At 69.6% G+C, this 22,096-nt stretch carries 20 protein-coding genes; 18 read left to right on the top strand and 2 right to left on the bottom strand.

Annotation, left to right across the window (positions count from 1 at the left end; genetic code table 11):
* Nucleotides 1–36: 36 nt before the first annotated feature.
* The 5 genes from Q9R08_RS04045 to Q9R08_RS04025 all read left to right on the top strand — a co-directional run bounded on the left by Q9R08_RS04045 (nucleotide 37) and on the right by Q9R08_RS04025 (nucleotide 4,435).
* Nucleotides 37–504, top strand: coding sequence for a nucleotide disphospho-sugar-binding domain-containing protein (locus Q9R08_RS04045; RefSeq protein WP_308866545.1), 468 nt, complete (start codon nucleotides 37–39; stop codon nucleotides 502–504).
* Between the two features lie 246 nt (nucleotides 505–750).
* Nucleotides 751–1,962 carry a tyrosine-type recombinase/integrase gene (locus Q9R08_RS04040; RefSeq protein ID WP_308866543.1) on the top strand — a complete coding sequence of 404 codons (1,212 nt, stop codon included), beginning with the start codon at nucleotides 751–753 and terminating at the stop codon, nucleotides 1,960–1,962.
* Between the two features lie 69 nt (nucleotides 1,963–2,031).
* Nucleotides 2,032–2,481 carry a GntR family transcriptional regulator gene (locus Q9R08_RS04035; protein WP_308866542.1) on the top strand — a complete coding sequence of 150 codons (450 nt, stop codon included), beginning with the start codon at nucleotides 2,032–2,034 and terminating at the stop codon, nucleotides 2,479–2,481.
* A gap of 332 nt (nucleotides 2,482–2,813) precedes the next feature.
* Nucleotides 2,814–4,031: an acetyl-CoA C-acyltransferase gene (locus tag Q9R08_RS04030; RefSeq protein ID WP_308866540.1), complete on the top strand. Its 1,218-nt coding sequence runs from the start codon at nucleotides 2,814–2,816 to the stop codon at nucleotides 4,029–4,031.
* Nucleotides 4,032–4,033: 2 nt separating this feature from the next.
* On the top strand, nucleotides 4,034–4,435 hold the full coding sequence (locus tag Q9R08_RS04025) for a PaaI family thioesterase (RefSeq protein ID WP_308866539.1): 402 nt from the start codon (nucleotides 4,034–4,036) through the stop codon (nucleotides 4,433–4,435).
* A 31-nt stretch (nucleotides 4,436–4,466) separates the two neighbouring features.
* On the opposite strand, the gene Q9R08_RS04020 is transcribed toward Q9R08_RS04025, so the two are convergent.
* Entirely contained in the window at nucleotides 4,467–5,486 is a 1,020-nt protein-coding gene (locus tag Q9R08_RS04020) for a dihydrodipicolinate synthase family protein (RefSeq protein ID WP_308866538.1), read from the bottom strand.
* Between the two features lie 17 nt (nucleotides 5,487–5,503).
* On the bottom strand, nucleotides 5,504–6,517 hold the full coding sequence (locus Q9R08_RS04015; protein WP_308866537.1) for an ornithine cyclodeaminase family protein: 1,014 nt from the start codon (nucleotides 6,515–6,517) through the stop codon (nucleotides 5,504–5,506).
* Between the two features lie 108 nt (nucleotides 6,518–6,625).
* Here Q9R08_RS04015 and Q9R08_RS04010 point away from each other — a divergent pair, with 108 nt between their 5' ends.
* The 13 genes from Q9R08_RS04010 (at nucleotide 6,626) to Q9R08_RS03950 (ending at nucleotide 22,074) form a co-directional block, all read left to right on the top strand.
* Complete coding sequence (locus tag Q9R08_RS04010) at nucleotides 6,626–8,002, top strand: aldehyde dehydrogenase family protein (RefSeq protein WP_308866536.1); 1,377 nt, start codon at nucleotides 6,626–6,628, stop codon at nucleotides 8,000–8,002.
* Between the two features lie 66 nt (nucleotides 8,003–8,068).
* Entirely contained in the window at nucleotides 8,069–8,962 is an 894-nt protein-coding gene (locus tag Q9R08_RS04005; RefSeq protein ID WP_308866535.1) for a LysR family transcriptional regulator, read from the top strand.
* Between the two features lie 123 nt (nucleotides 8,963–9,085).
* Nucleotides 9,086–10,594 (top strand): bifunctional 3-(3-hydroxy-phenyl)propionate/3-hydroxycinnamic acid hydroxylase, encoded by a 1,509-nt coding sequence (locus Q9R08_RS04000; protein WP_308866534.1) that lies wholly within the window; start codon nucleotides 9,086–9,088, stop codon nucleotides 10,592–10,594.
* Nucleotides 10,595–10,603: 9 nt separating this feature from the next.
* On the top strand, nucleotides 10,604–11,545 hold the full coding sequence (locus Q9R08_RS03995; protein ID WP_308866533.1) for a VOC family protein: 942 nt from the start codon (nucleotides 10,604–10,606) through the stop codon (nucleotides 11,543–11,545).
* 10 nt (nucleotides 11,546–11,555) lie between these two features.
* Nucleotides 11,556–12,557 carry a fumarylacetoacetate hydrolase family protein gene (locus Q9R08_RS03990; RefSeq protein WP_308866531.1) on the top strand — a complete coding sequence of 334 codons (1,002 nt, stop codon included), beginning with the start codon at nucleotides 11,556–11,558 and terminating at the stop codon, nucleotides 12,555–12,557.
* Entirely contained in the window at nucleotides 12,554–13,381 is an 828-nt protein-coding gene (locus tag Q9R08_RS03985) for an ABC transporter substrate-binding protein (protein WP_308866530.1), read from the top strand. The genes Q9R08_RS03990 and Q9R08_RS03985 overlap by 4 nt, the downstream gene beginning before the upstream one ends.
* Nucleotides 13,382–13,474: 93 nt before the next feature.
* On the top strand, nucleotides 13,475–14,764 hold the full coding sequence (locus Q9R08_RS03980) for an oxidoreductase (protein ID WP_308866657.1): 1,290 nt from the start codon (nucleotides 13,475–13,477) through the stop codon (nucleotides 14,762–14,764).
* Between the two features lie 9 nt (nucleotides 14,765–14,773).
* On the top strand, nucleotides 14,774–15,481 hold the full coding sequence (locus tag Q9R08_RS03975) for an EthD domain-containing protein (RefSeq protein ID WP_308866529.1): 708 nt from the start codon (nucleotides 14,774–14,776) through the stop codon (nucleotides 15,479–15,481).
* Nucleotides 15,482–15,558: 77 nt separating this feature from the next.
* Nucleotides 15,559–16,404 (top strand): SDR family NAD(P)-dependent oxidoreductase, encoded by an 846-nt coding sequence (locus Q9R08_RS03970; RefSeq protein ID WP_308866528.1) that lies wholly within the window; start codon nucleotides 15,559–15,561, stop codon nucleotides 16,402–16,404.
* A 97-nt stretch (nucleotides 16,405–16,501) separates the two neighbouring features.
* Nucleotides 16,502–18,307 carry an FAD-dependent oxidoreductase gene (locus Q9R08_RS03965; protein ID WP_308866527.1) on the top strand — a complete coding sequence of 602 codons (1,806 nt, stop codon included), beginning with the start codon at nucleotides 16,502–16,504 and terminating at the stop codon, nucleotides 18,305–18,307.
* 23 nt (nucleotides 18,308–18,330) lie between these two features.
* Nucleotides 18,331–20,070, top strand: a complete 1,740-nt coding sequence (locus Q9R08_RS03960; RefSeq protein WP_308866526.1) for an FAD-dependent oxidoreductase — start codon at nucleotides 18,331–18,333, stop codon at nucleotides 20,068–20,070.
* A gap of 16 nt (nucleotides 20,071–20,086) precedes the next feature.
* Entirely contained in the window at nucleotides 20,087–21,304 is a 1,218-nt protein-coding gene (locus tag Q9R08_RS03955) for an oxidoreductase (RefSeq protein WP_308866525.1), read from the top strand.
* Nucleotides 21,305–21,330: 26 nt separating this feature from the next.
* Complete coding sequence (locus Q9R08_RS03950; protein WP_308866524.1) at nucleotides 21,331–22,074, top strand: EthD domain-containing protein; 744 nt, start codon at nucleotides 21,331–21,333, stop codon at nucleotides 22,072–22,074.
* Nucleotides 22,075–22,096: the final 22 nt, after the last annotated feature.

Genomic DNA, 22,096 nt, shown 5'->3' with positions numbered 1-22,096 from the left:
GATGACGGATGCCGGAGCCCGGCGTGCACCGTACCCTTGCGGCCGCCGGCGCACCGCGGACTCGCGCTGCGTGCGGCCCGCGCGCTCGGCGCGCTGCCCGTGAACGTCGTCGCGCCGATCGCCCATTACCTCGAGCCCGGCGACGACCTCCCGCCGAACGTCCACGTCACCGGCCTCCTCCCCGCTCACCTGCTCGGTGGTCTCGTCGACGCGGCCGTGCTCCACGGCGGACAGGGGACCGTCCAGACGGCGTGCGCCACCGGCATCCCGTTCGTCGGAATGGGGCTGCAGCCCGAGCAGACCTGGCATGTGCGCATGTGCGAGGCGCGCGGGCACGCCATCGCGATCCCGCCGAAGCGTGTCGGATCGCCCGAGTTCCTCGACGCCGTGCGCCGCGTGCTTTCCGACCCGGGCATCCATGCGGTCGCCCGGGACGTGCAACGGGCGTATGCCGACGAGGACGGCGCGGTCGCCAGCGCGCGCATCATCGAGGCAGCGCTCTGATCGACGGATGCGGCGACTTCGTGCCTGCGGCATCCGCTCTGTTATCCTTGCCACGCGCCGGGATCCGGCGTCCGGGGCTGTAGTTCAATGGCAGAACTTCTGCTTCCCAAGCTACCGCTGCGGCTTCGATGCGTTTCACGAGCATTGATTTTCCGCGGTTCTCCGCCGTTCGGTTTCTCACAGCGCGCGCTGTGGCGTCGCCCTTATGTGTACACGTTTGTGTACACCGTTGCTATCGTGACGGCCATGCCTAAGTCCCGCGAGCATGGCCAGGGCGCCCTGTACTGGGTGGAATCCCGCAAAATGTGGCGCGCAGTGCTCGACGTCGGCTTCGACGAGCACACCGGGAAACGGCTGCAGAAGGCCCGCATGTCCAAGAGCAAGGACGAGGCGGTCAAGAAGCTCAACGCCATGATCCGGGAGCGCGACTCCCTCGGCATGGTGATGGACCGCTCCACCCGGGTCGCCGAACTCGCCGATGCATGGCTGGCCGATGTCGCCGAGCGGGCGAAGCCGAAGACGCTCACGAACTACCGCTCCAACGTGCGCACCAAAGTTCTCCCCTCCCTCGGCCGCCGGGTGGTCTCGGAGTTGACGCCGGCGGATGTGCGGCGGATGCACTCCGCGATCCGCGCGTCGGGTGCCGGGTACTCCAGCGTCGCGAGCGCCCACCGCACCCTGGTCACCATGCTCGAGTACGCGAAGTCCGAGCGAGTGGTCAGCGGCGAGAACGTGGCGATGCTCGCCCCTCCCCGCCGGGGCCGGGTGGGGAAGGCGAAGGACTCGTTCACCCGCGAACAGGCCAGGACGCTCCTCGGGGTCGAGGACGCCCGGGTCACGCTCGGCCTACTCACCGGGCTGCGCAGCGGCGAGGCGATGGCGCTGCGGTGGGAGGACATCGACTTCGACCACGCCGTCGCCGAACTGTCCTGGTCGCTCACCGAAGCCTCCTTCCAGCACGGCTGCGGCGGGACCTGCGGGAAGATCCGCGCCGGGAACTGCTCACAGCGGATCCTGGAGATCTCCGACTCCCTCGAAGCCATCCCCCTCGAAGGCCGGCTCGTGCTGGTCCGCCCCAAAAACGACACACCCCGCCAAATCCCCCTCACCCCTGCGGTGGTGACTCAACTCCGGAAGCTCCGCGACACCGACGACGGCACGAACCTCTACGGGCTGGTGTGGCACCGCCCCAACGGGGCACCGCGAACGAACACCGACGACAACGACCACCTCCGCGCTGTGCTGACCCGAGCGGGGATTGACGAACCCACTGCGACCACCCACTGGCTCCGCCACACCTACGTCACACTCTCCGAACACGCCGGCATCCCCTGGGCCGCCGCCGCCGGAGTCTCCGGCCACGGCAGTCCCGAAGCATCCGACCCCTACCGCCACGTCCTCACCAGCGAGGGCCGCAAAGCCGTCACCACCCTCTCCGCCTGGGTCGACAATCCCTAGCGAAGATGGTGCTCACCTGAGGCGTGCAGGCTCAGCGGCGGACGGGCGTGCCTTGCGGGTGTAGCGGAAGTGCACGCAGCGGCCCACGAACCGGGAACCCGGGTGCTGCAGCACGAGACACGTCCCGCCGAGGCCGGCGTCGCCGAACATCTCGGCGTGCCGGTCGGCTCGGAGATCGTGTACCTACGCCGGCAGCGCCTGACCGATGGAGTGGCTGTCGCGGTCCTCGAGAACTACCTCCCCCCAGAGTTCGGCGACATCACCACGGAACAGCTCCAGACGCGAGGGCTGTACCAGATCCTTCGCGCTCGCGGCGTGGCGATTCGGATCGCCAACCAGAGGATCGGTGCCCGGCGTGCCCACGGCGACGAGAGCGAGCTCCTCGGCGTCGACAAAGGCGGTCCAGTACTGACGATGGAGCGCGTCGCCTTCGACGCTTCGGGCCGCGCAGTCGAGTTCGGACACCACTGCTATCGACCCGACATGTACAGCTTCGAAACGACGCTCGTGGCCAAATAGTCGGACCAATCAAGTCCGAATGTGCACCCGGCGAGTGTTGCGTGCCCACGGCGGCTTCTCTCGTAGCCCGGGGTTCCATCCGGCACGACGTCGTATGGCCACCACAGCACCTCCCTCGTTGCGGCTCGAAGCTCTCGAGACAAGGATCACCAAGCCGATTACGTGATCGCACCCGCGCCGCTGCGGTCTGCGCCGACATGAAAGGCCGCGAGACCTCGTCGGGGCGAGGAGCCCGTTGGTGAGCCGGGGCCACCCAGGGTCGACCCTCAACTTCTTCCGCAAATAGCGATACGGTACGATTCGGATATGATACTGGATGGTACGGTCCGCTGATGCCCCGCCCCGCACCGCGCGACGCGGTGATCGTCGCCTACCGGCGCACCCCGTTCGGCCGTGCCCGCAAGGGCTCCTTCGCCACGGAGAGACCCGAGGATTTGGCTCTGGCTGCGGTGCGGGGTGCCCTCGCCGACGTCCCGGAGGTCGATGCGACCGCCCTCGAGGACTTCTTCCTGGGCACCGCCGTGCCGGAGGGCGCGCAGGGCGACAACGTCGCCCGCCGAGTCGCCATCCTGGCCGGCTACGACAGCCTGCCGGGAGCGACCATCAACCGCTTCTGCGCTTCGTCGCTGCAGGCGCTCGCCACCGCCGCGCAGGCCATCCGCGCCGGCGACGGCGACGCGTACCTGGTCGGCGGGGTCGAGTCGACCAGCAGCACTCCCCCGGTGTCGCACGACCTCTACCCCGGCGGCGAAGCCGCGGCCGGGCGAGTGGATGCGTTCCTCGCCTCCGGAACGCGGTGGCGGGACCCGCGCGAATCCGGCCTCGCACCTGACGTCTATGTGGCCATGGGAAAGACCGCCGAACTCGTCGCCCGCTCCACCGGCACGTCGCGCGCCGACCAGGACGAATGGGCGCTGCACTCGCAGCAGCGCGCGGCTGCCGCGATCGCATCCGGGTTCTTCGCGACCGAGATCGCGCCACACACCCGCGCCGACGGCACTCCGGTCACCCAGGACGACGGACCGCGCCCTGGCAGCACACTCGAGAAGCTGGCGGCGCTCAGCCCGGCGTTCCTCGAGACCGGAACCGTCACCGCAGGCAATGCCAGCCCGCTCAACGACGGCGCGTCGGCGGCCGTGGTGATGAGCGCGCAACACGCCAAGGACCTGGGACTGACCCCGCTGGCCCGCGTGCTCGGCGCCTCCGCGAGCGCCCTGTCGCCCGAGATCATGGGGCTCGGCCCGATCGCGGCCACGCGACGACTGCTCACGCGACTCGGCATGACGGTCGAGGACGTGGACCTGGTGGAGCTGAACGAAGCGTTCGCCGCGCAGGTCGTCCCCGTCGTGCGCGAGCTGGGGCTGGACCCGGAGCGGGTGAACGTTCACGGCGGCGCGATCGCCATCGGCCACCCCTTCGGCGCAACCGGCGTGCGACTGGCGGGCACGCTCATCCACGCCCTGCGTGAGCGCGACGGCCAGATCGGCCTGGCCACGTTGTGCGTCGGAGGCGGGCAAGGTATGGCCCTCGTCGTCGAGCGGCTCCACTGACGATGGGCAGAATCGATCCCTTCATCCGGGAACTCACCTCGGACGAGCCGGTGCTCAACTGGTTCGGCATGACCATCGTGGAAGCCCACGCCGGGATGGCGACGATCACACTGACCGTGGACCCGCATCAGGTGAACGGCAACCGTATGGCCCACGGCGGCGTCGTCTTCGCCGTCGCCGACCAGGCGTTCGCCATGGCCGCCAACACCCTGCTGCACTACGCGGCCACCGCCGACGCGACGATCCAGTATCTCGCACCGAGCCGCGCGGGCGACCTCCTCACCGCGCGCGCACGCACGACGTACCACGACGATCGACGCGCCGTGGTCGACGTCGAGGTCGTCACCGCCGACCGCGTCGTAGCTATCTACCGCGGCACTGCGCGGGCGACCAGGCGCGGGTAGCCTCGCGGGCCGTCCGCGAGGCTACCCGGCGTCACGCGCGCGTGCGCCCTCGCACGAACTCGCTGTCGGGCAGGTCGGTGACGGGCAGCCCTGACGAGATCAGGGCCTGGCGTGCTTGCTTCATGAGGCGGTCCGGGATGCGCGGAGCCGGAGCGCGCAGCGCTCCACCGTTGAACCCGGCGAGCCACTCCTGGTACTTCCATCCGGTGCGGTTGATGACCGTGGTGCCGATCGCGGATCCGGTGAGGATCGCCGTGTTGGCCGCGCGCGCCGGCGCCACCTGCCACCACAGCGCCATGGCTTCCTCCCAGCGACCGGTGCGGGCGAGCTCGAACGCGCGGGGGAAGTAGTCGCTCATCCAGTTGGTGTTACTCGTGCCTGAGAACTGGAAGTTGAGCACCGACATGAGCGGGATGGTCTCGCCCTCGATCGGGCACGAGATCACCACCTCGTCGCGGAAGTGGTGGTACATCTCCATCACGCCGGGGATTCCCGGGTTTCCCTGCTCGGCCTTGATGGCGACGATGTTGGGGATCTCGTCGAGCACGGTGCGCACCCACGGCACCGGCATCCCCGCGTTGTCGATACGTTCGAAACCCCACGCCGGAAGTCCGAACAGCATGACGCCGAGGTCAGTCGAGTCGGCCAGTTGCTTGGTGTAGTCGAACACCTCGTCGAGCGAGGTAGGCCAGAAGGCGGTGGGGTACGAGAGAAGGACGCTGTCGACACCGGCCTTCTCGGCCAGCGATAGCGCGTGGATGTTCTCTTCGAGCGTGTTGAAGGCGGCGTGGAAGAAGAGCTGGAAATCGGGTCCGGCCGCCTCGCGCGCGACGGCGGTGACGCGCGCGTTCTCTTCGGGGGTGATGTTCACCTCGGTGACCAGCAGCGTGCCGGCAAAGCCGAGTTCCTTGAGCTTGAGGACGTCGTGCCGGATGGCGTCGTCGTTGACCCGCTCGAAATCCGCCGAGTACGACGGCATCGTGACGGCGATCGCACCCTTCCAGTGCTCGCGCGCCCAGCCGCGGGCCTCGCTCTTCGTGTAGTCGACCATGTGTGCCTTGCTCCTTTTCACTTGCGGGTGGTGACGATGCCGACCGGGAGAAGCGTGCCCACGCCGCGCTCGCGCGCGAGATCGACGAGCGCTTCGGCCACCACGATGTCTTGCAGGCCGGAACCGGTGGATTTGTAGACGCGGATGCCGTGACCGCGGTCGACAGATCGCTTACCGAGGAGCACCTCGTTGAGTGACACGGTGAGCGCGTCGACATCGACCCCGGCAGCGCGCGCGGCGATGAGGTCGCCGCTACCGTGGACGACCTCGTCCACGCCGTCCGCGACGATCACGGCGGCGCGTGCGATGAGTTCGGCCGGCAGCTCGCGCTGGGCGGGCGTGGTCGAGCCGATCGAAACCACGGTCGCGTCATCGTGGACCCACTCCGCAGCGATCGTCGGTCTCTCGTCGCGCGAGCGCGCGGCGCACAGCACCAGATCGGCTCGTCGGACGGCATCCTCGGCTGAGGTGACGGCCGTGGCCGGAACTCCGAGGCTGTCCGACAGCGCCGCCGCCAATCTCTCGCGATTGGCCGGTGTCGGGCTGAACACCGTCACCGACGCGAACTCGGCCACCAGCGCCAGCGCAGCGGCGTGCGACTGCGCCTCGAATCCGGAGCCGATGATGCCCACGCGCAACGGTCGCGCGGGCACGAGCTGCTCGGTCGCCACGGCGGTCGTGGCTGCGGTGCGCAGCCCTGTCACCCTGTTGCCGTCGACGAGTGCCACCAGTTCGGCGGTCTCCTTGTCGAACAGGGAGATCAGGTAGCTCACGCGCAGGCCGTCCGCGAAGGAGCCGTTGATCGACTTCGCGCCGAACAGCCGGCCGCTGGCGGGCACGGAGGGCATGACGCGCATCCACTCCCGGCCCGAATCGGCGAAGATGCGGCCGGGGTTGCGCTGCTCGTCGACGGGGACCGAGTAAGCGCGGCTGAGCGCGGCGATGGCGCGGGGCAGGTCTGCGAGCCGCTCCACGTCGGCGTCCGCCAGGAACAGCGCTGGCCGCGCAGGGACTTCGGACTCGTGGCTCACTGCGTCACTCCTTCGTGGTCGCCGTCGTGGCACACTCATCATACACGGTACGTTTCGTATCTATTCGCGCTACGGTAGCGGATACACCCGACCGGAGGAGATTCCCGCATGACGATCGCGACCGTCAATCCCACCAGTGGCAAGACCGAGGTGGTCCTCGAGCCGCATAGCCCGGGCGAGGTCGACGCCCGTATCGGCGAGGCGCACCGCGCCGCCGCCGTACTGCGCCAGACGACCTTCGCCCAGCGCGCCGAGTGGATGCATCGCGCGGCGGCGTTCCTCGACGAGCACGCCGAGGGGCTGGGCGAGCTGATCACCGTGGAGATGGGCAAGCCGATTGGGCAGTCGGTCGCCGAGGTCGCGAAATGCGCCAAGGCGATGCGGTTCTACGCCGATCACGCCGAGGAGTTCCTGGCAGATGCGCCGCTGGCGGATCCGACGACCGTCGGGGCGAGCGGCGCGTGGACCCGCTACGAGCCTCTCGGCGTCATCCTCGCGGTGATGCCGTGGAATTACCCGCTGTGGCAGGTCGTCCGGTTCGCTGCGCCCGCGCTCATGGCCGGCAACGCCGGCGTGCTTAAGCACGCCTCTAACGTGCCGCAGTGCGCCATGGCGCTCGACGCCCTCTTCGAGAACGCTGGCTTCCCTGCCGGCTCCTTCCGCACCCTGCTGATCGGCGGATCCGAGGTCGCGCCGGTGATCGCCGACCCCCGCATCGCGGCGGTGACGCTGACGGGGTCCGAGCCAGCGGGCCGCTCGGTGGCCGCGCTGGCGGGTCAGCACATCAAGAAGGCCATCCTCGAGCTCGGCGGCTCCGACCCGTTCATCGTGCTCGCCTCCGCGGACGTCGCGGAGGCCGCGCGGACGGCCGTACGCGCCCGCATCAACAACAACGGGCAGTCGTGCATCGCCGGCAAGCGGTTCATCGTCCACACCGACGTCTACGACGAGTTCGCGCGCGAGTTCACGCGCCTGATGGTCGGCCTCACGGTGGGCGACCCGCTCGACGCGGCGACGGAGGTGGGACCGCTGGCCACCGAGTCCGGTCGGGCAGAACTCGCCGAACTCGTCGAGGACGCGCGAGCCAAGGGCGCCTCGATCCTGACGGGCGGGAGCGCCCCCGACGTCGACGGCTGGTTCTACCTGCCGACGGTGATCGCCGATCTTCCCGACGACGCGCGCCTGATCCAGGAGGAGGCCTTCGGCCCCGTGGCCTCGCTCTACCGAGCCTGCGACGACGAGGACGCCCTGCGCCTGGCCAATCAGACGGGGTTCGGCCTGTCCAGCGCGGTTTGGACGACGGATGCCGAAGAGGAGGCCCGCTTCATCGCGGAGATCGACGCCGGGGCCGTGTTCGTCAACGGCATGACGGTGTCGTACCAAGAGCTGCCGTTCGGCGGTATCAAGCGGTCGGGATACGGCCGCGAACTCGCGGCCGTTGGCCAGCGCGAGTTCTGCAATCTGAAGACGGTGTGGAAGGCATAGCCTGAAGACCCGTGCGGGCCGACGCCGCCTCGCACGAAAAGGGGGGTGGAGGCCGTGGTGGCGCCGGTGGACTACAACCTTCTGAAGCCGTTACGCGCGCTGCTGGAGGAGCGCAACGTGACCCGCGCGGCGGCACGGCTCCACATGTCGCAGCCGGTGATGTCGGGTCACCTCGCACGCCTGCGCGATCACTACGACGACGTGCTGCTCGTGCGGCGCGGGAATCAGCACAGCCTGACCCCGCTGGCCGAGCGACTGCTCGCCGCGCTCCCGCACGTGCTCGCCGAGACCGAGCAGTTCTTCCGGCTGCAGTCGAGGTTCGACCCGGTGACGAGCTCGCGCACGTTCACGATCGCCGGCGTGGACTACGCGGTGGCCCGAGTCGCCCCGGCCCTGAGCGCGCTCGCGTCGCGCGAAGCCCCTAACATCCGCTTCGAGTTCCCTCCTGTCGACACTCGTCTGGTCAACAGGCTCCCCGACTCCCTGCGCACGCTCGACGCCGTCATCCTCCCCCACGGTTACGCGGTCGACCAGCCGCATATCGACCTGCCACTGGAGCGCTGGGTGTGCCTCGTGGACGCAGCATCCGGGATCTCCGAATTCCCAACCGCCGACGAACTGCTCACGCGCCCCTGGGTGCAGAACCTCGCCGCACGCGAGGACATGAACCCGGCCCGCCGACAGCTGCAGTTCCGCGGGATCGAGATCAGCGTCGCAGCTGTGACCCCGCATTTCTTCGTGATCCCGTCTCTCGTCGTCGGCACCGATCGCGTCGCGGTCGTGCCTGAGGGGCTGGCATCGATGGCTGTCGCCATGCTCCCGCGCCTGCGCGTGGTCGTGCCGCCGCTGGACCTCGCGCCGGTGCACGACGCCTTCTGGTGGCTCCCTGATCGCGAGCACGATGCCGAACACATCTGGCTGCGCGAACTGCTGGCAAGAGCGGCGGCGGAAATCATCTGATTATCGGATGACGGTTATGCCCAAGGGGCTCTTCCCCGATGATGCGACGGTCTCCATAGTGGAGATCAGGACTTCGTATCTATAATTCGATACGAATCGTACTGAACACGAAGGAGTGTTTCCGTGACACACGATGTCGACGTCGTCATCGTCGGCGGCGGCCCCGTAGGCACCACCGCCCTCGCCCTCTGCGGCCGTGCAGGACTACGCGCGATCGCCTTCGAGAAGGATGCCCAGCTCTGGCCGACAGCCCGCGCCGTGCACTTCGACGGCGAGACGATGCGCACCCTGCAGGGCCTCGGTGTCGCCGATCGATTCCAACGGGTCACGATCCCGATGCGCGACGTCGCCATCCTGAACGAAGCGGGCGAGGTGCTCGTCCACGCACCGACCGACCGCATCGGCGAGCAAGGGTGGAACGACCACATCAGCTTCCACCAGCCTGACATCGAAGAGCTCCTCCGCGAGGTCGTCGCCGAAACCCCCGCAATCGAGCTGCGCTGCGGCGAGACCGTGACCGACGTCGAGAGCACCGAGGACGGCGTCCTCGTCGTCTCGTCCACCGCTGGTGGCGAGGTACACACAACGCGGGCCCGCTGGGCGATCGTGGCGGACGGCGCGCGGTCCGAGATCCGCCATCGGCTGGGCATCGCGAGCGACAAGTACGGCGAAGACACACCGTGGCTCGTCGTCGACGGCCAGCTCGTGGACGCGCCCGGCTACGAGCCCGACATGATCCAGTTCGGCCGTTACACGCGCCCCGCCCTGTGGCTGCGGCTGCCCGGCGACCGCGTCCGCATGGAGTTCATGCTGATGCCCGACGACGACCCCGCCGAGATCGTCACGCCCGCCGCGGTCGAGCGCATCAGCCGGGGCGCCCTGCCGGCCGACAAGTTCACTCCCGACCGGCAGGCCATCTACACGTTCCGCGGGCGCATCGCACGCGAGTGGCGGCGCGGCAACATCTTCCTCGCAGGCGACGCCGCCCACCAGGCGCCTCCCCTCTTCGGTCAGGGCCTGTGCGCCGGCATCCGCGATGCAGCCAATCTGGTCTGGAAGCTCGATCTGGTCGCGCGCGGCGCAGCGGACGAGAGCCTGCTCGACACCTACGAGAGCGAACGCAAGCCGCACGCCACCTTCTGGGTCGAGACTGCTGCGAACCAGGCCGTCATCATCCAGACGACCGATCCCGAGGTCGCTCGCGGTCGCGACGAGTACATCCGTGCCCACCCGGGCTCGTCGGCGGTTCCCGAGCCGCCGGCGCTCGGGCCAGGCCTTCACGCCGGCGAGCACGGCGGGGGCGGAAAGCTCGGACCCCAGCCGATCCTCGCAGACGGCATCCGGCTGGACGACATGGTCGGATCGCACTTCCTCGTCGCCACGGAGCGCGCGCTCTTCGACGATCTCTCGCCGGCACTGCGCGCGGCCCTGGAGGACGACGCCGAGACCGTGACCCTGCTGGATCCGGCCAAGGTGTCGGACCTGCTCGCGACGCTAGGCGCCCGCGCCGCCGTCCTGCGCCCCGACCACTACACCCTCGGCACCGCCGGGACCGCACCGGAGCTCGAGCGGCTCCTGCTGATGATCCCCTCGCTCGCCGGCGCCGCAGATCTCACCGCTGAATCGCGTTAGGAGCACATCATGTCGTTCAGCCCCATCACCCACATCCGCCACTTCGACATCGCCGTCCCCGACTTCGAGAAGCAGATCGAGTTCTACAAGAACCACTGGGGACTGACTGTGCAGCACGACGACGGCGACGTCGTCTACTTCGCTGCGGAAGGCTCGCCCGAGCAGTACATCACCCGCGTGCGCCGCGCCACCGACAAGCGCCTCGACCTGATCGCCTTCGGCGCCGCCGACCGTGAAGCGGTGGACGGCCTCGCCGGGACCCTGGCCACGGCCGGCGTGAAGCTGGTCTTCGAGCCGACCGATCTGCAGACCCTCGGCGGCGGGTACGGGTTCCGCTTCTTCGATCTGGAGGGCCGCACGGTCGAGGTGTCCACCGATGTCGAGGTTCGCCGGCACCGCAAGATCGAGAAGCGCGAGGCGATCCCGGTGCGCCTGTCCCACGTCGTGCTGAACTCGAATCGACCTGAAGAGATGCGCGCCTGGTACGAGAGGCACCTCGGATTCCGCCTCTCCGACACGCTCAACCACCCGCACGTCGGCGACCTCTTCTACTTCATGCGCTGCAGCTCCCAGCACCACTCGATGGCCATCGCCCGCGGTCCGCACGCGTCGCTGCAGCACGCCTCGTTCGAGATGCGCGGCATCGACGAGTACATGTACGGTAGCGGCCGCATGATCCGTGCCGGCTACCGGAAGATCTGGGGACCCGGCCGTCACCGCGCCGGCGACAACACGTTCACGTACTTCATCGACCCCAACGGCAACACGATGGAGCTGACGACCGAGCTCGAAGAGCTGGACGAGGACTCGTGGCACCCGCACATCTACGACGTGCAGCAGCCCGAGACGTCCGACCAGTGGGGAACCGGTGGCGACATGGACGAGTTCATCACCAAGGAGATGTTCAACGACTCCGATGACCGTCACCTCTTCGTCGCCCCGCCGCTGTGAGCCGCGAGCGATGACCTCCTTCGCGATCGCCTCGCTCCAGCTCGACGGGGAGGTCATCCCCAGCGTCGTCCACGACGAGCGCGTGTTCGACATTCGTGCCGCTCTCCCCGCCGTCGCGCGCACCGCCGACCTGTTCCCCGACTGGGACCGCAATCTCGACGTGCTGACCGCGCACCTCGAGCGCGGCGCCGACCCCGTCGGCGACGCCGAGGCGCTCCTCGCCGATCGCGCAGGACGGATGCTGCCGCCCGTGCAGCCGGTAGGTCCGGTGCTCGCCGCGGGCGCGAACTATCGCGAGCACATCATCCAGATGAGCGTCGCCCATGGCCTCGGCTCCGACGGCGCTTCGCCGGAGACGCTGCGCGCCGACGCCGCTGCTGAGATCGACGAGCGCGTGCGCAGCGGCGACCCGTACATCTGGACCGGTCTGCCGTCGGCGGTATCGGGCGCCCGCGACGACGTGGTGCTTCCCGACGTCGGACGCGACGTGGACTGGGAGCTCGAGCTCGGCGTCTACATCGGTCGCGCTGCGCACCTCGTGGCCGCCGATGACGCGCTGCGGCACGTCGCCGGGTACACGATCGTGAACGACCTCACCGTGCGCTCGCTGGTGCCTCGCGACGACATGGCCAAGATCGGCACCGACTGGTTCCGCGCGAAGAACCAGCCGGGCTTCTTCCCGACCGGGCCCTGGCTGGTGCCGGCCCGCTTCGTGCCCGACCCCGGCGTGCTCACGATGCGACTCCGGCTCAACGGGCAGGTCATGCAGGACGCCACGAGTGCAGACCTTGCGTTCGACATCCCTGCGCTGCTCAGCTACGCGTCTTCGATGGCCGTGCTGCAGCCGGGTGACCTTCTCATCACCGGCTCGCCCGCGGGCAACGGCTCCCACTGGGGACGCTTCCTCGCCGACGGCGACGTGATGGAGGCCGAGATCGCGGGCCTGGGCACGCAGCGCAACGCGGTGCGCGGCCCCAGCGGCCGGCTGCCGCCCTGGCAGGCGAGTCGATGACGCTCAGGCAGAGCCAGTTCGTTCCCCCGGTCCCCCTCATCGTCGCCGAGGCGTACGGTCTGCTCGACCACGTGGCGCTGAGCACGCGGCGCACGAGCGGCAGCCCGCAACAGCTCGCCGAGTTGCTCGCAGGCGAGATCGACCTCGCAGTGACCGCCATCGACAATCTGTTCGCCTGGGTTCCGGCGGGAGCCGACGTGCAGCTCGTGGCGCAGATCGAGAGCACCACGCCGCTCAGCGTCTTCGGGATCGGCGATGCGACGACGCTGGCGGAGCTGACGGGCCGGCGCTTCGCGGTGGATGCCGCCGCCAACGGATTCGCGCTGGCGGCCCGCTGGCTGCTCGAGCAGGCGGGCGTTCACGACGTGCGATTCCTCGAGGTCGGCGGGGTGAAGGAGCGTCTGGACGCCCTGCTCGAAGGTCGCGCCGATGCCACTCTGCTCGGACCGCCGTTCGACGCGATGGCGGTCGACAACGAGGCGATGCTGCTCGGCAGCGTGCCCGAGATGATCCCGGGGTACCCCGGGCAGGGGCTCGTGGCGCGCGCCGACGCGATCGGGTCGGGGGAACTGGCGGCGTACCTCGAGCTGCTGCAGGTCGCCACGAGGATCGCGAACCGGCTCGAGGTCGCCGAGGGCATCGAGTTGCTGGTCGCCGCCGGGTTCGGCAAGGCTGCCGGCTCGGCGTGGGCGACCCGCCCGCGCTCGTTGCGCGTGCCCGCTTCCGGCCTCGAGGTGCTCACGAGCGTGCGGTCGGACCTCGACCTGCTCCCTGCCGCGGTCGATCTGGCCGACCTCTGCGCCCCCGACTGCCTGGTGAGGTGATCCCGCGTGTCCACCCCGGCACGCGAACCTCGATCCGATACGGGTCGTAGCGTACGCTTAGACCATCTCGCGTCCGACGAAGGGACAGCCGTGATGACGACCGCCGGCATCGCCGACACTCTCGGAGCCCCCCTCAGGGTCAACTCGGTCACGATCAAGAACCGCATCGTCCTCGGCCCCATGGCTGTGCTGCGGCCGACCGCCGACGGGCGCGCCAGCGACCAGTCGATCGCCTTCCTCGAGCGCCGGGCGCGGGGCGGGGTGGGACTGGTGATCGTGGGCGGCGCGGTCGCGAGCGCACGAGGCTGGAACGAATCGCCGTTCACGCCGAACCTCCGGTTCGACGGCGACGAGTACATTCCCGACCTCGCCCGCCTGGTCGATGCGGTGCACGGGGCCGGCGCGAAGGTCTTCGCGCAGATCTTCCCGAGCTTCGGCCGCATGGGGGTTCCCCGGGGCGGCGCACGACTCATCGCCGCGAGCCCGAAGCCCGTCGTGCTCGGGGCGCAGGGGCTCCCCGACCACGTCTACGTCCCCGGCGGCAGGACCACGCCCGTGCCGGACGAGGCCACGGCGGCCGACATCGCGCAGATCCAGGCCGACACCGTCGCCGCCTCGCTGCGGGCGAGGGCGGCCGGATTCGACGGCATCGAGATCGGCGCTCACATGTGCTATTTCTACTCGTCGTTCCTCTCGCCACTGGCGAATCAGCGCACCGACGGGTACGGCGGCAGCGCTGAGAACCGGGCGCGCGCGCTGAGGGACGCCGTGGCCGCCACGCGCGTCGCCGTGGGTCCGCACTATCCGATCGGCATCCGCGTGAGCGTCAACGACCACATGCCGGGCGGTCAGGGACCCGAAGGCTTCGCCGAGGTCGTCGCGCACATCGTGCCGGCCGGGCTCGACTTCGTCTCGCTGAGCGAGGCCAACTACGAGTCGATGGCGGCGAACGTCCCTTCGAGATCGGGAACGATGCTCGATCACCACGAGCCGCAGATCTTCCGCGCCGCCCTGGGCGACATCCCGCTCTTCCTCTCCAGCACGCCCGATCCCCAGCAAGCCGCCGACGCGATCGCGGCCGGTCATGCCGACGCCACCATGCTGGCGCGGCAACTGCTCGCCGATCCGGATTACGCGAACAAGGTGCTCGGCGATCGCCTGTCCGAGATCGTCTGGTGCGACCACGGCAACTCCTGCCTACGGCGTCTCATGACGAACGTGCCCGTCGCCTGCCACAAGAACCGGGAGATGGGGAGGGAGGATCCGCACGCGGCGCGCGCGACCCTGCCCCAGAACGCGCTCATCTGGGCATCCGGCAACGCCCTGCTGATGAAGATCGCCGACACCGCCGCGCGGATGCTTCCCGCGCGCCCGACCCACTGAGGACACGCGATGACCCCCGCATTCAAGCTGGTCCTGCTCCTCCGCTCGAGCGGCACGCACGACACCGGCTCGTTCATCGACGCCTGGACGAGACTCGACCTCGAGAATCCCATCGACGCCCCCGGCCTCCTCGCTGCGGCCTTCAACGGGCCGGTGGCCGGTCGCGTCCCCATCTCGCACATCGGTGCGGCGCCGTTCGACGCCGCGCTCGAGACGTGGTGGGCACGCAAGAACGACGCCGCCGACTGGGTCGTCTCCCGCGCCTTCAGCGACGACTGGCTGCCCCGGCGGCTGGCGATCCTGGCGGCACGACCGACGGGAATCGGAGGAGCCCCGCAGGTCCTGTGGGAGAGCGACGCCCCCGTCCCGCCCGACGCCGTCAAGGTCTTCACGCTGCCGGTGTCGCGACGCCGCATGCGATTCGTCGAGTTCAGCTCCCACTGGACAGGACAGCACGCGCAGCTCGCCCTCGAGGGGCCGGGCACCCGTGAGCGTCTGCTCCGCCTCGAGGACACTCCCGCACCCCTGGGCGTGAGCACCCGCCTCCAGCACAGCCGCTACGACGGCGTCGGCGCTCTCACCTTCGCGTCGCTCGACGCGCTCGACGAGGAGTTCGCGACCGAGCACTACCGCGACAAGGTCGCCGACGACGAGCTCACGTTCACCGAGCCGGAGTTCTCGGCCGGCATCCTCACTCGGGAGATCTGCCGGATCTGACGTCCCGTGCGAAGCCCCGGTGTCGCGCGGTCGCCCGCGGCACGTCGGTACAGACGCGGCGACCGGAAGGGAAGATCATGGCCGGAAGGCTGGAGGGAAAGGTCGCCGTCATCACCGGCGCGGCGAGCGGGATCGGTCGTGCCACCGCCGACCTCTTCGTGGCGGAGGGGGCTCGTGTCATCGCCGCCGACATCGATGACGAGCGCGGCGCGGAGCTCGAGGGCGTGCACGGGGACCGACTCCGCTATCGGCATGTCGATGTCACGAGCGAAGCCGCCATCGCCGCAGCGGTCGACGCCGCGGCGGCGGAGTATGGGCGGCTCGACATCATGTTCAACAATGCAGGCGCCCCCGGTGACCCCGCGCCCGTGCTCGAGCTCACCGCCGAAGGATTCGATCGCACGCTCGCCCTGCTCGCGCGCTCGGCCCTGCTGGGGACGCGATTCGCGGCACAGCAGTTCCAGAAGCAGGAGTCGGCGGGCGCGATCATCAACACAGCGAGCTCGGCCGGGCTCCAGGGCGGGTGGAGCACTGCCGGCTACACCATCGGCAAGCACGCCGTGATCGGCGCGACGCGCCAGTCGGCCGCCGAACTCGGACCGCTGGGCATCCGGGTCAACGCGATCGCCCCCGGCATCATCCGCACGCCGATCATGGCGCGCAGCTTCGGGGTGCCCCTCGAGCGCGCCGAGGAGTTCGCGGAGTTCCTCAACGCCCGCCACGGGCGACTGCAGCCCATCGGGCGGCTGGGCCTCCCCAGCGACATCGCGGAGGCGGCGCTCTGGCTCGGGAGCGACGCCTCGACGTTCGTCACGGGGATCGTCCTGCCCGTCGACGGCGGCGCCACCTCGGTCTACGCAGGGGCGGCGACGACGGATGTGTTCGACGCCGTCCAGGCGTTCCTCTCGCAGTCCGAGGGTTGACGCACGGGGCCGGCCCACGAATATAATCGAAACGTATCGTTTCTTATGCGGCCTCGCCGCAGGTCACGTCGATGAACAACTCGAAGAGGAGTCGTCCATGTCCATACCCACCCACCCGCCCGTGGTGGCCGCGTCGGCGGTCGAGTCCTGGACGTGCGAGGCCGATGTCATCGTCGTCGGCGGCGGGGCCTCCGGATTCACGGCCGGACTCGTCGCCGCGGACGCGGGATCGCGCGTCCTGCTCCTCGAGAAGGCGGACGCGATCGGCGGCACGTCGGCGAAGTCGGGCGCGGGCATGTGGGTGCCGGCGAACCGGCACATGCGCGCGGCGGGCATCGAGGACCCGCTCGATCGATGCCTGGTGTTCCAGGCCCGCACGTCGCGGCCGCACCGCTTCGCACCGTCCAGCCCGACACTGGGCCTGGAGCAGTGGGAGTACGACCTGCTCCACACCTTCACCCACCACGCCGGCAAGGCCTTCGACGCGCTCGAAGACATGGGGGCGATGCACACGATGTGGATGCCCGCCTTCCCGGACTACTACCCGCAGCTCGTCGACGGACACCTGACGACGGGCCGCGTGCTGGTGCCGATCCAGCCCGACGGGGCCGCCGGCCAGGGCATCGAGCTCATCCGTCAGCTGAGCGCCGCATTCACCGAGCGCGGCGGTGAGATACGGGTCGCGCACCGGGTGGTGAGCGCCGTCGTGGACGACGACGCGGTGGTCGGCGTGATCGCGACCACGCCAGCAGGAGAGGTCGCCCTGCGCGCGCGCCAGGGCGTCGTCTTCGCCTCCGGCGGATTCACCCACAACGCCGAACTGCGCGACAACTTCCTGCCGCACCCGGTCTTCAGCGGGTGCGCGGTGACCACGAACGAGGGCGACTTCATCCCGATCGCCGAGAGTCTCGGCGCGCCGCTTCGCAACATGAACAACGCGTGGAACTCGATGGTGCTGCTCGAGCACGCGGTCACCGACTACCCGATCATGGTGGCCACGTTCGAGATCGTCGGGCGCAGCATCCTCCTCGTCAACCGCGCCGGGAGACGCGTGGCGAACGAGAAGCAGGTCTACTCGGAATCGTGCGCCGTGCTCGCCGAATGGGACGGCACGCGGGCCGAGTACCCGAACCTGCCTCTAATCGCGGTGTGGGACCAGACCAACGCCGACGAGTTCGGCGGCCTGATGCTCGACGGCGGCATGATGCCGGCGTCGGGCGCAAGCGACGCCGAGCGTGCGCACGTGATCTCTGGCGCGACGCTGGAGGAGCTCGCACAGGGCATCCGGGAGCGCTTCGCGACGTACGCCGACCACATCGGCGGCGTCGCCCCCGCCGCTGACTTCGAGGACCGCCTGGCCGAGACGATCCAGCGGTTCAACGAGTTCGGGCGCAACGGCCGCGACGAGGACTTCCACCGCGGCGAGGCGCCCATCGAGCAGTACCTGCAATCGTTGCAGGAGGCGGCCGCGTCGATCGGCGAGGGCGCCGGCTTCATGGAGGCGAACTCGTCGCTGCAGTCGCAGTCGTGGACGGTCGACGGGCAGGAGGCACCGCAGGGCCGCCTCGCGGAGCGCATCCCCGGTGCCGGGCTCGCGAGCGCCACCTTCGCGCCGCTCGCGGACGAGGGTCCCTACTACGCCGCACTGCTGGTGCCGGGAACGCTCGACACCAAGGGCGGACCCAAGACCGACGTCCACGGTCGTGTGCTCGATCACCTCGAACGGCCGATCCGCGGCCTCTACGCGGTCGGCAACTGCGCGGCCTCGCCGTCGGCGCACGCGTACTGGGGAGCCGGCGGCACACTCGGACCGATGATCACGTTCGCGTGGCTGGCCGGACAGCACATCGCCGCGTCGTCCTCCACGGACGCCGTCGCGACCGCCGCCGAAGCGATCCGATGAACCGTCTCCAGGAGCAGACCGACATGTCCGCGAGCACACCGCAGTCTTCCGAGCCCGCCGTCCTCCGACCCGCGGACGACCAGACGTGGGACGCCGAGGCCGACGTCGTCGTCATCGGCACGGGCGTGGCCGGCGACACGACAGCCACCCACTGCGCCGACCTCGGCTCATCCGTGATCATGCTGGAGAAGTCCGTCGCTCCCGGTGGGACCAGCGCCAAGTCCGGCGGCGGCATGATGGTGCCCAACAACAGCTATCAGCGGGCGCTCGGCGACGTGGAGACCAAAGAGGACTTCATCGCGTTCCTCGCCCGGGTCGGGCGACCCCTGCTGTACTCGGCAACCGACCCGACATTCGGCCTGCCGCAGTGGGAGTACGACCTGATCGAGGCCTACTTCGACCACGCCGGCGACGCGCTCGCGCGCCTGGAGGAGCTCGGCGCGCTGCGGGTCATGCACATCGCCGGCTGGCCCAGCTACAGCGACGTCCCGGAAGATCGGATGCCGCGGGGGCGCTACGTCGTGCCGCAGGACGACGCGGGAGAGATGTCCAACGGGCGCAACGCGATCGAGCGGATGATGCGCACACTGGACCGGCTCGGCGTCGAGGTGCGTCTGGGATTCCGCGTCGACGGCGTCTACCTGAACGACGCGGGCGAGGTCGTCGGGGTCCGCGGTCATGACGGCACGGATTCGAGGTCGATCCGCGCCCGCAAGGCCGTGGTGTTCGCCAGCGGCGGCTTCACCCACAACACGCCCTACACCCGCGAGTACATGAACGGGCGCATCGTGGGCGGCTGCGCCGCCGTCACGAACACCGGCGACTTCCTGCCGATCGCCAAGAGCCTGGGACTTCCGCTGCACCAGATGGACGAGGCCTTCTGGGCGCCGGTCGTGTGGGAGCAGGCGCTCGCGCACGATCCGTCCCTCATCGCCAACTTCAACTGCGCGGGCGACAGCATGCTCGTGGTCAACAAGTACGGGCACCGGATCGCCAACGAGAAGGTCACCTATCACGACCGCACGCGATCGCACTTCCTGTGGGACCCGACGCTCGTCGAGTACCCGAACTTCCTGCAGTTCGTCGTGATGGACAAGCGCTGCCGCGACCGTTACGGCTACGACGGCTTCATCGACCTCACGGCCGGCAACTTCATCCCCCGCGTGGGCGAGACCTCGCCGTACTTCCTCGAGGGGGAGACCCTCGAGGAGCTGGCGGAGCGGTTCACCGAGCGGCTCGCGCTGCATCCCGACGACGCCGTGGGCACCAGACTGGCCGACGACTTCGCCGCCACGCTGCGGGCCTCGATCGAGCGGTTCAACGTCTTCGCCCGCCAGGGTCGGGACGACGACTTCCATCGCGGTCAGACGGCGATCGAGCAGTTCTTCATGGGACTGGACAACCAGCTCCGCCCGGCCGACGCCGATCCCGACGGCGCCAGCGATCAGCTCGATCCGACGCTGCACCCGCTCTCGGACGAGGGCCCGTACTACGGCATCATCCTGGCACCGGGGGTTCTCGACACCAAGGGCGGACCCAAGGTGAACGCGACGCTGCAGGTGCTCGACGGAGACGGGCGGCCCGTGCCCGGCCTCTACGGAGTGGGCAACTGCGTCGCATCCGCGTCCGGCCAGGCCTACTGGTCGGCCGGGTGCACATGGGGTCCGTACCTGACCTTCGGCTACATCGCCGCCCAGAGCATCGCCGCAGAACCCGACAAGCAGATCGGCACCGGCCGCGACTCCTCTCGCGTCCTCGCCTGAACCCTCAGGAGCACGCATGGAGAACCCCGCCGCCAGCCCCGTCCTCGACGGCGTCGCATCGCCCGACCCCCTCTTCACCCCGATCACGATCAACGGCCGAACCGCCCGCAACCGGTTCGCTCTGCCGGCGATGCAGCGCGCGTCGCTCGACTTCCGCCCCACCCCGCGGATGGCCCCCACGCTGCGGGCGGTCGCCGAAGGCGGCTGCGGCCTGATCATCTCCGAGGGCTCGTCGCCCGACCACCCTGCCGCGTACTGGCAGCAGGTCTTCAGCGTCATCGGCGACGACACGGTGCCCGAGTGGCGCGAGGTGGCCGATACGGTGCTCGCCACCCCGGGAGTGCTGTTCCTCATGCAGCTGTGGCACCCCGGGGCGATCCGCCTCGTCGTCGAGGGCATGAGCAACCCGTATCCCGATCAGCCCACCCTCAGCGCGTCGGGGCTCGTGCAGGAAGGCCGGCGCAACGGGCGGGCGATGTCGGCGCAGGAGCTGCGGGAGACGCTCGCCGCCTACGTCCACAGCGCCCGGATCGCGCAGGACCTCGGCGCGCACGGCGTCGAGATCCACGCCTGCCACGGGTACTTCCTCGACCAGTTCCTGTGGCACGAGACCAACGAGCGCACCGACGAGTACGGGGGCGCCACCCTCGCGGAGCGCGCCGCCTACCCGGCCGAGATCGTGGCCGCGATCCGCGAAGCGACCGGTCCCGACTTCGTCATCTCGTTCCGGTTCTCCCAGTGGAAGGAGGTCGACTACACCGCGCGCATCGCCGAGCACCCGGATGAGCTCGGCCCGTTCCTCGCGCGCCTGCGCAGCGCAGGAGTCGACCTCTTCAACGTCTCCACACGACGCTTCGACGCCGTCGCGTGGCCTGAGCTCGACGCGAAGCTGACCCTGCCCGCGTGGGTCAAGTCGTTCACCGACGCGCCGGTGCTAGCCATCGGCAGCGTGGGACTGTCCACCGACTTCGCCCACGACATCCTCGAGAACGAGGAGCCCCGCTCCCAGGCGGAGCACGACTTCGACCGCGTGCGGCTCGGTCTCGAGGCGCGCGAGTTCGACCTCATCGGTGCCGGTCGGTCCCAGATCGCCAACCCCGATCTCGTCTCGCGGGTGCGCGCCGGCGAACTCGGCGCGGTGCGCAGCTTCCGCAAGGCGCGCGACCTCGCCGGCGTGGACGAGCACTTCATCCACATCGGGCAGATCGTGGCGCAGTCGCGGAAGAAGGACTGACCGCCGGCTCGGCCGCGGGAGCGCACATGGCCGGCATCAAGCTCTTCGACCCGTTCTCGCGCCGAGCGGACATCTCACGAGCCGACTTCTCGCACCACTGGATCACCCACCACGCCGAGATCGTCACGCACATCCGCCGCATCACGCGTTACGTGCAGAGCGTACGGCTGGACGACTCGCCCGCGCTGCTGGACGAGCTGTTCTCGTCGTCGAGCTGGGACGGATGCGCCGAGACCTGGCACCCCACGTCCTCGTCGGTGCTGGCCATGCCCCATGAGCCCCGCTTCGCGGAGCTCATGGCAGACGAGCGCAACTTCCTCGATCTGACGCGCCCCCGGCATCTGATCTCCTCCGAGGAGACCCTCGTTGACGAGCACGGCTTCGATCCGCGTGTACGCGGGGTCAAGCTCCTCGTCTTCGTACGGCGGCGCCCCGAGGTGAGCGGGAGCGACTTCGCGGACCGCTGGCCCTCCGCCGCCGACCGGGACCTCGGTCGGCGCCTGGCGGTGACCCGGCATGTGCGGTGCACCGCCATCGGCCACATCGCCCGTGCTGCCGACGGCTCGGGCGATCTCGGCGCGGCGGGCGCGGCATCCGTCTCCGACGACGAGTACGACGGGGTTCAGGAGCTGTGGTGGCGCCACCTGCGCGCGATGGAGGATGCACTCGCCGCGCAGCCCGAGGCAGCGCAACGCCTCTTGGCCAGCGACCTGATCGACGCCCCGCGATCGACGACGCTCATCGCGCACGAACGGATCATCGTCGCATGACCGCACGGACCGCAGCGGAGGG

This window comes from Microbacterium psychrotolerans (assembly GCF_031085295.1).
Classification (GTDB): domain Bacteria; phylum Actinomycetota; class Actinomycetes; order Actinomycetales; family Microbacteriaceae; genus Microbacterium; species Microbacterium psychrotolerans.
The sequence above is the reverse complement of the archived record's forward strand: the minus strand, read 5'-3'. Positions and strand labels throughout refer to the sequence as shown.

Excerpts from the sequence above, each read along its gene's own strand:
- Q9R08_RS04040 (WP_308866543.1), top strand. The coding sequence starts at position 751 with ATGCCTAAGTCCCGCGAGCATGGCCAGGGCGCCCTGTACTGGGTGGAA.
- Q9R08_RS04030 (WP_308866540.1), top strand. The coding sequence starts at position 2,814 with ATGCCCCGCCCCGCACCGCGCGACGCGGTGATCGTCGCCTACCGGCGC.
- Q9R08_RS04025 (WP_308866539.1), top strand. The coding sequence starts at position 4,034 with ATGGGCAGAATCGATCCCTTCATCCGGGAACTCACCTCGGACGAGCCG.
- Q9R08_RS04020 (WP_308866538.1), bottom strand. The coding sequence starts at position 5,486 with ATGGTCGACTACACGAAGAGCGAGGCCCGCGGCTGGGCGCGCGAGCAC.
- Q9R08_RS04010 (WP_308866536.1), top strand. The coding sequence starts at position 6,626 with ATGACGATCGCGACCGTCAATCCCACCAGTGGCAAGACCGAGGTGGTC.
- Q9R08_RS03995 (WP_308866533.1), top strand. The coding sequence starts at position 10,604 with ATGTCGTTCAGCCCCATCACCCACATCCGCCACTTCGACATCGCCGTC.
- Q9R08_RS03990 (WP_308866531.1), top strand. The coding sequence starts at position 11,556 with ATGACCTCCTTCGCGATCGCCTCGCTCCAGCTCGACGGGGAGGTCATC.
- Q9R08_RS03985 (WP_308866530.1), top strand. The coding sequence starts at position 12,554 with ATGACGCTCAGGCAGAGCCAGTTCGTTCCCCCGGTCCCCCTCATCGTC.
- Q9R08_RS03980 (WP_308866657.1), top strand. The coding sequence starts at position 13,475 with ATGACGACCGCCGGCATCGCCGACACTCTCGGAGCCCCCCTCAGGGTC.
- Q9R08_RS03975 (WP_308866529.1), top strand. The coding sequence starts at position 14,774 with ATGACCCCCGCATTCAAGCTGGTCCTGCTCCTCCGCTCGAGCGGCACG.
- Q9R08_RS03970 (WP_308866528.1), top strand. The coding sequence starts at position 15,559 with ATGGCCGGAAGGCTGGAGGGAAAGGTCGCCGTCATCACCGGCGCGGCG.
- Q9R08_RS03965 (WP_308866527.1), top strand. The coding sequence starts at position 16,502 with ATGTCCATACCCACCCACCCGCCCGTGGTGGCCGCGTCGGCGGTCGAG.
- Q9R08_RS03960 (WP_308866526.1), top strand. The coding sequence starts at position 18,331 with ATGTCCGCGAGCACACCGCAGTCTTCCGAGCCCGCCGTCCTCCGACCC.
- Q9R08_RS03955 (WP_308866525.1), top strand. The coding sequence starts at position 20,087 with ATGGAGAACCCCGCCGCCAGCCCCGTCCTCGACGGCGTCGCATCGCCC.
- Q9R08_RS03950 (WP_308866524.1), top strand. The coding sequence starts at position 21,331 with ATGGCCGGCATCAAGCTCTTCGACCCGTTCTCGCGCCGAGCGGACATC.